Source organism: Bradyrhizobium ganzhouense, from assembly GCF_049949285.1.
Classification (GTDB): domain Bacteria; phylum Pseudomonadota; class Alphaproteobacteria; order Rhizobiales; family Xanthobacteraceae; genus Bradyrhizobium; species Bradyrhizobium ganzhouense.
Window position 1 is genome coordinate 781759 of sequence record NZ_CP181318.1, and the last position, 12474, is coordinate 794232.

The window sequence follows — 12474 nt, forward strand, 5'->3', positions numbered from 1 at the left end:
GCTTTCCCTAATGTCCGAGATAGGCTTCGATCACGGCGGGGTTCTTGCGGACTTCATCCGGCCGCCCCATCGCGAGCACCTTGCCTTCCGCCATCACCATGACGCGCGAGCACAACGACATCACGAACTCCATGTTGTGCTCGATCACGACGAAGGTGGCGTTCTTTTCGCGGTTGATCGCGACGAGCCGTTCCTTCAGATCCGACAGCATCGTCGGATTGACGCCGCCGGCGGGCTCGTCAAGCAGCACCAGGCGCGGGCCGCCCATGAAGGCCATGGCGGCGTCGAGCAGCTTCTGCTGGCCGTAGGAGAGGCCGCCGGCAGGTTCCGCGGCGAGATGATCGAGCTTGAAGAAGCCGATCATCTGGTTGGCGGTATCAGTCAGCCCGGCATCGGATCGGCCGACGAGGCGCGAGGCCATGTTGCCCTGATGCTCCTGGCCCGCGAGAATCAGGTTCTCGCGCACCGAGAGTTTTGGAAACACCTGCAGGAGCTGGAAGGTGCGGCTGACGCCGAGCTTGTTGAGCTCGGAGGGGCGCAGGCCGGTGACGACTTTGCCGTCGAGCTTGACCTCGCCGCCTGATGGCGTGAGCTGGCCGAGGATGCAGTTGAACAAGGTCGACTTGCCGCAGCCGTTCGGGCCGATCAGGCCGAGGATCTCGCCCTCGCGCACGTCGAAAGAGACGCCGTCAACCGCGGTGATGCCGCCAAAGCTCTTCTTGATGTCGGTGACTTCGAGGACCGCACTCATTGCGCCGTCTCCAGGCGGGACTTTGCGACGGCGCGCAGTGCGGAGGCCGCCTTGGTGCGGCGCTCGGCGAGATAGCGGTCGAGGATTCCCAAAATGCCTGTCGGCGACCAGATCAGCAGTCCCATCACCGCGATCGCGTAGAGCATCAGATAATAGCCTTCCGTGAAGCGCAGCCATTCCGGCAGCAGCACCGCGATCATCGCCCCCAGGAAAGGACCGAAATAGAAACCGGCGCCGCCGACGATCACCATCATCAGGAGATCGAGCGAGAGCGACAGGTTGAACGGTACGGGGTCGATATATTGCGTCAGCGGCGCATAGAGCGCGCCGGCGACGCCGCCGAGCGCCGAGCCGATCGCGAATGCCATCAGCGTGTAGCGGCGGGTATCGATGCCGAGCGATTGAGCCCGCAGCGGGTTTTCACGCAGCGCCATGAAGGCGCGGCCCCAGGGCGAACGAATCAGCCACCAGACCGCGACGGACACGATCGCGAGCGAGCCGAGGCAGACATAGTAGAACGGCAGCGGCTTGTTGGTCGGGATGCCGAAAAAGTGGGGGCGCGGAATGTTGGAGATGCCGTAGATGCCGCCGGTCAGCCAGCTCTCGTTGCGGAACACCAGGAAGGCCAGCGTCGAGAAGGCGAGCGTGACGAAGGCAAGGTAGTGGTGCTGCACGCGCAGCGCAGGATAGCCGAGCACCCAGCCGACGCCGAAGCTCAGCATGATCGCAACCAGGATCGCGGCCGGCAGCGGCCAGCCATGCGTCGTCATGATCGCAGAAGCATAGGCGCCGATGCCGACGAAAGCGCCCTGCGCCAGCGAGACCTGTCCGGCATAGCCGAGCGTCAGGTTGAGTCCCATCGCGGCGATCGTCATCACCGCCCACTGGCTCAGGATGAACAGGCCGTAACGATTGAAGTTCATGGGCACGACGATCAGGCCGGCAATGACGATGAGGCCGAGCGCGATCTTCAAGGGTTTGGCGAAGCCGCTCATACCGTGCGCTCCTCGGCGCGGCCGAGCAGTCCTTGCGGCCGGAACAGGATGACGGCGATCAGAAAGATCATCGGCACGGCGGCGCGGTACTGCGTCGACACGTAGGCGGCCGCGAGATTGTCGAGCACGCCGATCAACAGGCCACCGGCGATCGCGCCGCGCACCTGGTTGAAGCCACCGACGATCGCCGCGATGAAGGCGGCCTGGCCGAGCACTTCGCCGCTCGAAAATTTTGCCAGATAGATCGGCGTGATCAGCAGCGAGGCCAGCGCGACCAGGAAGGCGTTGATCAGGAAGGTCAGCAGGATCATGCGCTCGACCGGCACGCCGATGATGCGCGCAACCGTCGGGTTTTGGGCTGCCGCCTGCATCTGGTGGCCGAGCGAGGTGCGGTTGAGCAGTGTGGTCAGGCCGAACACGGCAAGGATGGCGACGACGAGCACGCCGATGCTTTGCAGCGACACGGCGTGGCCGAGGATGGAGATGTCGCCGGTTGGCACGATCGACGGAAAGGGCGAAGCCTCAGCGCTGAAGAACTGTTTGACGGCTTCCTTGATGCCGATCGCCAGCGCCATGGTCGCGATGGCCAGCGGCAGCACGCCATGGCGCATCATCGGATCGACCAGCAGCATCTTGAAGGCCAGCCCAAGCAGGATCATCGACAGGAGGATGCCAAGGATGATCGCGAGCCAGAATGGCGCGCCGGCATGCATCGCCGCCAGCATCAAGAACGCCGGCAGCATCACGAACTCACCTTGCGCGAAATTGATGGTCTGCGAGGTCTGCCACAGCAGCGTGAAGCCAACCGCGACCAGCGCATAGATCGCGCCGGTGGCCAGTCCCGCGACCAGAAGATCGAACAGATTGGACATTATCCTCTCTCGTGTCCCTCACGCCGCTCTGTCGTCTCCCTCTCCCCATCTCTCTTTCTTCTCCCTCTCCCGTTCTTACGGGGAGAGGGTTGGGGTGAGGGGCTGTCTCCGCGAGTTCGATTGTCACCGTAGCCGCGGAAGCAGCCCCTCACCCCGCCCTCTCCCCGCGAAGGGCGGGGAGAGGGAGACGAAAGATCTCCCCCCGCGAAGAGCGGGAAGGGGAGGAAGAACGCCTCACTTCACCTTCGGCAGCACCTGCTTCACGACCTGCTTGCCTTCGACCACTTCCACCAGAAAACTCTGCCGATCGATGTCGCCGTTTGCATCGAAGGTGACGTCCATCAAAATACCCGGCTCGTCCGCGGCCTTGATGGTCAAGCCATGCAGCGTGTCGGCGAAGGCCTTGGAATCGACCTTGCCCATCTTCTCGGTGGTGGCCTTCACCATGTAGACGGCGAGATAGCCCTTCAGGCCGTTATGGTCGGGCACGTAATTGTACTTCTTGGAGAAGCGGTCACGGAATCCCTTGATCAGGTCGACCGGGGCATCCGTGGTGAGGCCGACATGGCCGCGCGCTCCATTGGCGGCATCGCCGGCGAGCTCGATCACCTTCTGGCCGATCAGCGTGGTCTCGCCCATCAACGGAGCGGTGACGCCCTGGCGCTTGAGCTCCTTGAGAATACGCGCGCTCTCTTCCTCGTTCAGATAGACGAACACGGCGTCGGGATTGGCGGCCTTGATCTTGCCGACGTCGGCGGCGAAATCGGCTTGTCCGGCTTCGGTCGAGAGATCGGCGACGACCTTGGAGCCGAGGCGCTCGAGCTCCTTGATCACGACGTCGCGGCCGCCGCGGCCGAAGTCGTTGTTGACCCAGACCACCGCGACCGACTTCGCCTTCATGTCGTCGTGGATGTACTTTGCGACCTTCGGCATCGAGGACTGCTGGCCGAACGAGGTGCGGAACAGGAACTTGTTGCCGGCCTGGGTCAGCTCGGCGGCTTCCCCGCCCATGATCTGCGCAATGCCGGCTTCGGCGGCGAGCGGGGCGGTGACTTTCACCGAGCCGGAATAGCCGGGCCCGAGCAGCACATAGGGCTCGGCGTCGAGCGCCTTCTGCACCTGCGCGCGCGCCACGCCGGGGTTGGACTGCGAGTCGGCATGGGTGACTTCAAGCTTGCGGCCGAGCACGCCGCCCTTGGCGTTGATCTCGTCGATCGCGAGATCGATACCGTTCTTCCAGTTGGTCCCGACGGTGGCGCCGCCACCCGAGAGTTCGGCGACGTCGGCCAGCTTGATCGCCTGTGCAAAGGCACCCGATGTCGTGATTGCGGTGAGCAGCGCGCCCACCAGTAGCGTTGATTTCATCGTCCTCTCCTCCCGGTTCAATTTTGCAAGCGGCCTTGTGTCCGGCCGCTTCGTCTCAAGCTGCCTGATAGGCGGCGCTGCGCGCGGCCATCACGGCGTCAAAGGCCTCTCCCATGACTTCGGTCGACGGGGCAAGGCCTGTGAACAGTTCGAAGGCGTCGGCAGCCTGGTAGATCGCAAGCTCCCTCCCGGTCATGATCCGCGCGCCCTTCTCTCGCGCTGCGGCGAGTAGCGGCGTGATCAGCGGAGAATAGACGGCGTCGGCAACCCACAGGCCCTGGCGCAGCAGCGCCGGCGCGACCGGGGTGTCCCGGTTCGGCAGCATGCCGACCGGTGTGCCGTTGACGAGGCCGGTTGCGCCGTCGAGCGCGTCCTCGACGCTCTTGGCCACCCGCGCGCCGCCATGCCTGGCCAGCAGCGCTGCGAGTTTTTCGGCCCGCGCCGGCTCGCTGTCGAAGATGCGGAGGTCAGCCACTTCCAGGCTCGCCAGCGCAAAGGCGATCGCCTTGCCGACTCCGCCGGTGCCGATCACGGCCACTGCATTTCCGGAAGGAGCGAGCAACGGCTTGACGGCGCGCGCAAAACCGGTGGTGTCGGTGTTGTGGCCGATCAGGCGGCCGTCCTTGGCGACGACGGTGTTAACCGCTGCCATGGTATCAGCAGTCGTGGCGAGCTCGTCGAGCAGCGGGACGACGGCCTCCTTGTAGGGAAAAGTGACGTTGACGCCGGCAAAGCCGAGCCGCCGCACGCCCTCGAGCATCATGCTGAGCCCGGTCGCATCCGCGCCGGCGACCTCGATGAGCTGATAATGGCCGCGCAGGCCAAGCGCCTCTGCGGCGCGCTCATGCATGGCGGGGGAGGCGGAATGGGCGATTGGCGCGCCGATCAGGCCGGTCAGGAGTTTTTTGGGGGCGATGGGTCCGCGGCTAGACATGATCCACTATCGTCTCTTGAGGCGCGCGTTGAGGTCCGGCCATTAGCGGGGAAATCCACGCTATTCCAAGAGGGACGATAGTCTTTCCCCTGCCTAACACAATTACCCATTTATCCGACAAACCTAACATCATGTTATCTTTTGCGCCCGCGCCCCGAGGCAGCCTTGCCGTTGCCGCGGGACGGCTCGACCGCGCGCATCTCGGCACGCAGGGACTCGATGAAATACTCGACATGGAGCGACAGCGGCGCGCCGTGCTTGACCGCAATATAGGTGTCGAACCGGGTCGGCTCGGTGATCTTCAAGAGCTCGATGCCGGGATAGCCGCCATGGGCCACCGTGAACTGGTCGATGATGGCAATGCCGAGCCCGGCCTTCACCAGCGCGCAGACCGTGGTGCCGAACCGCGCGCGGATGGTGATGTTGTACTCCAGCCGGTTGCGCGCAAAAATCTCGGCCATGATGCGGCCGTAAGGGTCGTTCGGATCGATGCCGATCAGCGGATAGCGGGTGATCTCGGCCGCGGAGACCTGCTTGCGGCCGGCAAGCTCGTGGCCGGGCGGCACGATGCAATAGAGCTCGCCCGAGGCGAGCGGCATGAAGTCGAGGCCGGAATGATCCAGCCGGTAGCTCATCGCCACGCACTCGCCGCGGCCGAGCATGAGATAGTCGATCGCTTCCTCGAGCTTGAGGATGTTGATGTCGATGCCGAGATCGGGATAGCGGCGGCGGACGCGCTCGATCGCGCGCGGCACCATCACCTGCGAGATGCTCGGCACCGAACCGATACGCAGCTCGGACAATCCGCCGCGGCCGATCTTGGAGATGATCTCGGAGAGGTCGTCGACCTTCTTGTAGACGCCATTGATCTGCTCGAAAATGTTCTCGGCTTCCGGCGTCGGGAAGTAGCGGCCGTTCTGGCGCTGGAAGAGGCGGATGCCGAGCGAGCGCTCGGTGTATTTGACCAGCCGGCTGATCCCGGGCGCCGACACGTTCAACAGCTTCGCCGCGCCGCCAATGGTGCCCGTCACCATCACGGCACGGATCACTTCAACCTGGCGCAGAGTCATCATGGTCTTGAAATATCCCTGGCATCCGAAAGACGATCGTGGCGGCGATCATCTCACGACAGCCGTGATGTCATCCAGCGGCAAGTGCGACTCTAGTGAAGGCGGATGAGGACGGGTAACGTCGCAGTCAGGGGTATTTCGACCAAAAGCAGCGCGCTCAAATCAAAAGACATCATCGCCCGATCGGTTGCATCGGCGCCGTCTGCTGCGGCCTGTGTGCTAGCCCGCAGGGTTTTCCGGTGAGGCGCTGTCGACGAGCTTGGGGCGCTCGCTTTGCAGCACGTCGCGCGCGAACTCTATGATCTTCTGCTTGTTTGTCGTATCGCGCACGGCGAAAAACACGCGGTTCAATTCCAGGCCGAGCACGCTGTTGAGGGCGATGTTCTCGTCTTCCATCGTGGCTTTCCCGCTCTAGACGCCATAGGTGTAACTTGACGTCACCTCCTCCACAAGTAGATCTTCGGTGCCAGTGCCCGCACCGGGAAATTACGGACGCGGTGAATTGAGGCAGTCCCCAAAGACGTGCTATACGGAACGGCGAGGGTCAGGAAACGCACCGATGTCCGCCGTGGATTATGGCCGGGAGGCGCTGGACTTCATCGAAGGGCTGGGAGCCTATGGCAAGGTCCCCGACGCGATGGACGCGCTCGCTGTTGCGTTTGGCCGCTACGGCTTCGAGCACATCATCGTCACCGGATTGCCAAATCCCGATCAGCGCTTTTCCCAGATGGTGCTGGCCAAGAAGTGGCCGGCGGAGTGGTTCAGCCTCTACACCGAAAAGAGCTACGACCGCGTCGATCCCGTGATCAGGAAGTGCCGCCACACGGTCAATCCGTTTGAATGGTCGGAAGCGCCTTATGACGCGGAGCTGGAGCCGGGCGCGGTGGAGGTGATGCGGCGCGCCGCCGATTTCCGTATGTCGCGCGGTTTCGTCGTGCCGATCCACGGCCTGACCGGGTATGAGGCCGGCGTCTCGCTCGGCGGCGTTCATCTCGATCTCAATGCGCGCAGCAAGCCGGCACTGCATTTGATCGCGATGTATGGCTTCGACCACATTCGCCGTCTGCTTGCCCCATCGCCGCATCCGTCGGCGCGCCTGACCCCGCGCGAGCGCGAGGTGATCGCCTGGGCGTCGCAGGGCAAGTCCGCCTGGGAGATCGGCGAGATCCTGAACATCACCCAGCGCACTGCGGAAGAGCACCTTGCAACCGCTGCGCGCAAGCTCGGCGCCGTCAACCGGACGCACGCGGTCGCGATCGCGATCCGCCAGAGAATCATCAATCCCTGAAAGCTTCGCCTATTGGGAAATTTCCCAATAGTCGATCTTGGCGTTTTCGCTGAGGCTGCCCCCATTTCAAGCCATGGGGGAGTTCATGATTCATGTCATTTCTGCCGAGAACCGGCACCTCTACGATGACGTGCTCGAGCAGCATTTCAGGGTACGTCACGAGATTTTCGTCGAAGAGCGGAAGTGGGAGGAGCTGCGCAAGCCCGACAGCCGCGAGGTCGACGCCTACGACAACGAGGACACGATCTACTTGCTGGCTCTCGAGAACCGCCGCGTTCTCGGCGGCTCCCGCCTGTATCCGACCACCAAGCCGACCATGACGAGCGAGGTCTTCCCCTATCTCGCTGCGGTGCGCGGCTGCCCGGTCGATCCGCAGGTCTGGGAGTGGTCGCGCTTCTTCGTGACGCGCGAGCGCCGCGACGGCGCGTTCAATCTGCAACTGATGGCGGCGGCACAGGAGTTCTGTCTCGATCAGGGCATCGAGCGGCTTTGCCTCGTCATGGAGACGTGGTGGCTGCCGCGCTTCCACGACATCGGCTTCGTCGTCACGCCGCTGGGATTGCCCGCACTGGTCGAGGACTCCTGGACCATGGCCGCGACCATCGAGATCCGCCAGGAGTCACTCGACGTCGTGCGCGACAGGATCGGGATGAAGAACCTCGTCCAACAGGACGGACCGCGTCTCGATTGCATCGCCCGTGCCAACCTTTGCGGCCGCACCGCCGCGCAACGAAAGAGCGCCTGAGATGTCGAACATGATGCGAGACAGCCAGATCATGGCGCAAACCAAGGACGAGAATCTCGGCTACATGTCCGACATGGCACTCGAGCTGGCGCAGATGGCCGAAGACACCGGCCTGGCGACGCTCGCCTACCTGTTCCGGATGGCGGCGCTGGAGGCCTCGACGGCCAATAGCGGGGTCAACGAGCCGGATGACCTCCCCCGCCAGATCACGTCGCACTAGAAATATCTTCATCCCGACGAGTGGCGCACCCTCTTCCCCGGAAACGGGGGAGAGGGTGATCGTTTGGGTGCGGCAGGCTGACCCACCCTGCGCGGCAGTCTTCTTGCAAGGCCGGTTTTGCACGGCCCGATTTTGATCGCATGCACCGGCATGCAACAAAGTGCATGCTTGGCGCGGAATCGCTCTTGCCTCGGAACGATACTGCCATTACCCATTTTTCCGCCTTGAAGAGGCAGGGGGAGCTCTTTCACTGATGGCGACTGTGTTCGAACATCGGCGCGCGTCTGCATGCGCCTGAAAGAGTTTTGATGCTGCTCGTCGTCGAACAGTTCTTGAACGGATTGCAGTTCGGCCTGCTGCTGTTCCTGCTCGCCGCCGGCCTGACGCTGGTGTTCGGGATCATGGATCTCGTCAACCTCGCGCACGGCTCGCTCTACATGATGGGCGCCTATTTCGCCGCGACCTTCGCGGCGTGGACCGGCAGCTTCCTGCTCGGCGCGCTGCTGGCGCTAGGTGCTACCCTTGTGCTCGGCATCGTGCTCGAAATGAGTGCGCTGCGGCATCTCTATGGGCGCGACCATCTCGACCATGTGCTCGCGACCTTCGGCCTGATCCTGTTCTTCAATGAAGCGGTGCGGCTGATTTGGGGGCCGGCGGGCCTCGCGCTGCCGTTGCCGGCCTGGCTCACGGTGCCGGTGCCGATCCTGCCCGGCATTCACTATCCGGCGTACCGCCTCGCCATCATCGTCGTCGCGCTGCTGGTGGCGCTGCTGCTCTACCTCGGCGTGATGCGCACCCGCATTGGCATGCTGATCCGCGCCGGCGCCTCCAACCGCGAGATGATCGGCGCGCTCGGCATCAACATCAAGCTGCTCTACACGCTGGTGTTCGGCCTCGGTGCGGCGCTCGCTGGGTTGGCCGGCATGATGCAGGCGCCGATTCTCACCGTGCAGATCGGCATGGGTGAGAACATCCTCATCCTCGCCTTCGTCATCATCGTGATCGGCGGCATCGGCTCGATCCGCGGCGCGTTCCTTGCTGCGATCTTCGTCGGCATGATCGACACGCTCGGCCGCGCCTTCCTGCCCAATCTGCTGCGGCAGGTGCTGAGTGGCGCCGCTGCCTCCACGGCCGCGCCCGCGCTGTCGTCCATGCTGATCTATCTGCTGATGGCGATCGTGCTGGTGGTGAGGCCGGAGGGGCTGTTTCCGGCCAACCGTCGATGAAGACTTTCTCGGTGAGCAAGGCCGTCACGGCCCTGATGCTGGCGGGCCTCGTGCTGCTGCCGCTCTATTCGTATCTGTCCGGCAACATCTTCATCATGACGCTGTTCACCCGCATCGTCATCCTGGCGCTGGCGGCGGCAAGCCTCAACCTCATCATGGGGTTTGGCGGCATGATGAGCTTTGGCCATGCCGCCTATCTCGGCATCGGCGGCTACGCGGTCGGCATGCTGGCGCAAGAGGGCGTGGGCTCCGGCTTCATCCAGTTTCCGGTCGCGCTCGCAGCGTCTGCGATCTATGCGCTGGTGATCGGCGCGCTCTCCCTGCGCACCCGCGGCGTCTATTTCATCATGATCACGCTCGCCTTCGCGCAGATGGCCTATTACGTCGCCTCGGGCCTTGCACGTTATGGCGGCGATGACGGCCTCACCGTCTACAAGCGCAGCGACTTCTCCGGGCTGATCAACCTGTCGAACCGCACCCAGTTCTATTATCTCTGCCTGGCCTGCCTGTTCGCGGTGATCTTCCTGATCTGGCGCATCGTCAATTCGCGCTTTGGCCTCGTGGTGCAGGGCCTGCGCTCCAATGAGCAGCGCATGCAGGCGATCGGCTTCCCGGCAAAGCGCTACCAGCTGGTCTGCTTCGTCATTTCGGGCACGATGTGCGGCCTCGCCGGCGCGCTGCTCGCCAACAACACCGATTTCGTCAGCCCGGCGGTGATGTACTGGACCCGCTCCGGCGATCTCATGGTGATGGTGATCCTGGGCGGCATGGGCACGCTGTTCGGCCCCGTCGTGGGGGCGGTGGTCTATCTGCTGCTGGAAGAGTTTCTGTCGCAGATCACCGAATATTGGGCGCTGATCATGGGCCCGCTGCTGCTGCTGATCGTGCTGTTCGGTCGTGGCGGCATCATGGGCCTGCTGGGGAGGCTCAATCGTGGCTGAACCGCTGCTCCGCGTCGAAAAGCTGGTGCGCCGCTTCGGCGGCATCACCGCGACGGATAACGTCTCCCTCGACGTCGCGAGCGGCGAGCTGCACGCCATCATCGGGCCGAACGGCGCCGGCAAGACCACACTGATCAGCCAGCTCACCGGGCATCTCGAACCGCATTCCGGCAGCGTTTCGCTGGGTGGGCGCGACATCACCTATCTGCCGGCCTATCGCCGCTGCGCGCTGGGCCTCGCACGCTCGTTCCAGATTACCTCGCTGCTGCTCGACTTCACCGCCGCCGACAATGTCGCACTCGCCGCGCAAGCGCATGCCGGCACCTCGTTCCGCTTCTTCGCCAATGCGCGCAGGGAGAAGGGCCTGCGCGATGCCGCCCATGCCGCGCTCGATCGCGTCGGGCTGGCTCATCGCGCCGATGTTCTGGTGTCGAAGCTCAGCCACGGCGAGCGGCGCCAGATCGAGCTAGCGGTCGCGCTCGCCAGCAAGCCGAAATTGCTGCTACTCGACGAGCCCATGGCTGGTCTCGGCGTCACCGAATCCCAGGGCATGGTGAAGCTGCTGCAAGAGCTGCGGAAAGAGGTCTCGATCGTGCTGGTCGAGCACGACATGCCCGCAGTGTTCGCGCTGGCAGACCGCATCTCGGTGCTGGTCTATGGCCGCGTCATTGCCTCCGGCGATCCCGCCGCGATCCGTGCCAACGAAGACGTCAAGCGCGCCTATCTCGGCGACCAGCACGTGGTGACGCATCATGGCTGATACGCTGCTCGACGTCGACAGTATCGAGACCTGCTACGGCCTCAGCCAGGTGCTGTTCGGTCTGTCGCTGTCGATCAAGCCTGGCGAGATGGTCTCGCTGATGGGCCGCAACGGCATGGGCAAGACCACGACAATCCGCTCGATCATGGGGCTGACACCGGCGCGTTCGGGCACGATCCGCTTTGCGGATACCGAAGTCCGGCAGATTCCGTCGTACCGGATCGCCAAGCTCGGCATTGGCCTGGTGCCTGAGGGCCGCCAGATCTTCCCGAACCTCACCGTGCGCGAGAATCTGATTGCGGCCGCCGCCGACCGCTTCCACAGCGCCAATCCCTGGACGCTCGCTGCGATCTACGTGCTGTTCCCGCGGCTCGCCGAGCGCGCCGCCAACATGGGCAACCAGCTCTCCGGCGGCGAGCAGCAGATGCTCGCCATCGGCCGCGCGCTGATGACGAACCCAAAGCTTCTGATCCTGGATGAAGCGACCGAGGGGCTGGCGCCGCTGATCCGCGAAGAGATATGGAACTGCCTGTCGCTGCTGAAGAGCCGGGGACAGTCGATCCTGGTCGTCGACAAGAACGTCGATCACCTCGCCCGCATCTGCGACCGCCACTTCATCATCGAGCGCGGCAAGACCGTGTGGAGCGGAACGTCGGACCAGCTGATGGCTGAGCCGGATCTGCAGCATAAATATCTGGGGATTTGAGCCCCCGCTCTCTCACCAATAAATCCCGTGCCGATGCAGTTCGCGGATCACGCGGGCCTCTGTCGACGGTTGGCGGCGCGGCCTGGTCACTTCGCTCGTGCTGACGACTGGCGTGACGGTGGGCCGAGCCGGCGTTACGGTCGGAGCCGTCGCGCCTTGTGGTGCTGCCGCCGGGGCAGCCAAGGCCGGTGTTGTGGTTGCTGTCTGGACATTTGCGGGCGGCGTTGCCGCTGGAGCCTGGGTTACCTGCGGCGCGACTGCTGCCGTCGTGGCAGGGGGCTCGGCCGCTTGCCGGCTCGCATCTGTCGTCGCAAGGCTGAGGCTCCGCGTGCCACCGGCAAAGGCCTGCGTTGCGAGCAACGACATCGCAGCAATCAGAATGAACTTGCGCATGGGACGAATCCCTTATCTGGTCAATCCACCTTACCCAATTGGGCGCTGGTCGGCCGCTAGATTTTGCGCGCCAAATGGTGCGTGCCGATGTTGATCAGCGTAGCCCGGCAGGACAATCGATAGATCAGGCTGAATAATCGACCCCACATGACCGAACTCCATTGTTCATCATGAAGGGCAATCATGGACCGGATGTCTTTCCAGCGGC

General features: G+C 63.8%; 15 protein-coding genes. 7 read left to right on the forward strand and 8 right to left on the reverse strand.

Translation table 11 applies throughout. The annotated features are described in order from the left end of the window. Nucleotides 1-7 precede the first annotated feature (7 nt). The 7 genes from ACLFLU_RS03580 to ACLFLU_RS03610 form a co-directional block, all read right to left on the reverse strand. Nucleotides 8-751, reverse strand: a complete 744-nt coding sequence (locus ACLFLU_RS03580; protein ID WP_426410979.1) for an ABC transporter ATP-binding protein — start codon at nucleotides 749-751, stop codon at nucleotides 8-10. Then, complete coding sequence (locus tag ACLFLU_RS03585) at nucleotides 748-1746, reverse strand: branched-chain amino acid ABC transporter permease (protein WP_426410980.1); 999 nt, start codon at nucleotides 1744-1746, stop codon at nucleotides 748-750. Before ACLFLU_RS03585 ends, ACLFLU_RS03580 begins: the two co-directional genes overlap by 4 nt. After that, entirely contained in the window at nucleotides 1743-2618 is an 876-nt protein-coding gene (locus ACLFLU_RS03590; RefSeq protein ID WP_426410981.1) for a branched-chain amino acid ABC transporter permease, read from the reverse strand. The genes ACLFLU_RS03585 and ACLFLU_RS03590 overlap by 4 nt, the downstream gene beginning before the upstream one ends. Before the next feature lie 234 nt (nucleotides 2619-2852). Further along, the gene (locus tag ACLFLU_RS03595) at nucleotides 2853-3983 is read right to left on the reverse strand and encodes an ABC transporter substrate-binding protein (RefSeq protein WP_426410982.1); all 1131 of its coding nucleotides are present in this window, start codon (nucleotides 3981-3983) and stop codon (nucleotides 2853-2855) included. A gap of 55 nt (nucleotides 3984-4038) precedes the next feature. Further along, nucleotides 4039-4917, reverse strand: coding sequence for a shikimate dehydrogenase (locus ACLFLU_RS03600; protein ID WP_426410983.1), 879 nt, complete (start codon nucleotides 4915-4917; stop codon nucleotides 4039-4041). A 134-nt stretch (nucleotides 4918-5051) separates the two neighbouring features. After that, nucleotides 5052-5990 carry a LysR family transcriptional regulator gene (locus ACLFLU_RS03605; protein ID WP_426410984.1) on the reverse strand — a complete coding sequence of 313 codons (939 nt, stop codon included), beginning with the start codon at nucleotides 5988-5990 and terminating at the stop codon, nucleotides 5052-5054. 216 nt (nucleotides 5991-6206) lie between these two features. Beyond that, nucleotides 6207-6383, reverse strand: coding sequence for a hypothetical protein (locus tag ACLFLU_RS03610; RefSeq protein WP_426410985.1), 177 nt, complete (start codon nucleotides 6381-6383; stop codon nucleotides 6207-6209). A 163-nt stretch (nucleotides 6384-6546) separates the two neighbouring features. On the opposite strand from ACLFLU_RS03610, the gene ACLFLU_RS03615 reads away from it, so the two are divergent. The 7 genes from ACLFLU_RS03615 (at nucleotide 6547) to ACLFLU_RS03645 (ending at nucleotide 11873) form a co-directional block, all read left to right on the forward strand. After that, complete coding sequence (locus ACLFLU_RS03615) at nucleotides 6547-7275, forward strand: LuxR family transcriptional regulator (RefSeq protein ID WP_426410986.1); 729 nt, start codon at nucleotides 6547-6549, stop codon at nucleotides 7273-7275. Nucleotides 7276-7360: 85 nt separating this feature from the next. Further along, a complete protein-coding gene (locus ACLFLU_RS03620) occupies nucleotides 7361-8020 on the forward strand; it encodes an acyl-homoserine-lactone synthase (RefSeq protein ID WP_426410987.1) in 660 nt (219 codons plus the stop codon). A 1-nt stretch (nucleotide 8021) separates the two neighbouring features. Then, on the forward strand, nucleotides 8022-8240 hold the full coding sequence (locus tag ACLFLU_RS03625) for a hypothetical protein (protein WP_426410988.1): 219 nt from the start codon (nucleotides 8022-8024) through the stop codon (nucleotides 8238-8240). 308 nt (nucleotides 8241-8548) lie between these two features. Beyond that, nucleotides 8549-9466 (forward strand): branched-chain amino acid ABC transporter permease, encoded by a 918-nt coding sequence (locus ACLFLU_RS03630; protein WP_148777384.1) that lies wholly within the window; start codon nucleotides 8549-8551, stop codon nucleotides 9464-9466. Further along, a complete protein-coding gene (locus tag ACLFLU_RS03635; RefSeq protein ID WP_426410989.1) occupies nucleotides 9463-10407 on the forward strand; it encodes a branched-chain amino acid ABC transporter permease in 945 nt (314 codons plus the stop codon). Before ACLFLU_RS03630 ends, ACLFLU_RS03635 begins: the two co-directional genes overlap by 4 nt. After that, nucleotides 10400-11167 (forward strand): ABC transporter ATP-binding protein, encoded by a 768-nt coding sequence (locus tag ACLFLU_RS03640; RefSeq protein WP_426410990.1) that lies wholly within the window; start codon nucleotides 10400-10402, stop codon nucleotides 11165-11167. Before ACLFLU_RS03635 ends, ACLFLU_RS03640 begins: the two co-directional genes overlap by 8 nt. Continuing rightward, on the forward strand, nucleotides 11160-11873 hold the full coding sequence (locus ACLFLU_RS03645; RefSeq protein ID WP_426410991.1) for an ABC transporter ATP-binding protein: 714 nt from the start codon (nucleotides 11160-11162) through the stop codon (nucleotides 11871-11873). The genes ACLFLU_RS03640 and ACLFLU_RS03645 overlap by 8 nt, the downstream gene beginning before the upstream one ends. A 12-nt stretch (nucleotides 11874-11885) precedes the next feature. On the opposite strand, the gene ACLFLU_RS03650 is transcribed toward ACLFLU_RS03645, so the two are convergent. Then, a complete protein-coding gene (locus tag ACLFLU_RS03650; RefSeq protein WP_426410992.1) occupies nucleotides 11886-12266 on the reverse strand; it encodes a hypothetical protein in 381 nt (126 codons plus the stop codon). Between the last annotated feature and the right edge of the window lie 208 nt (nucleotides 12267-12474).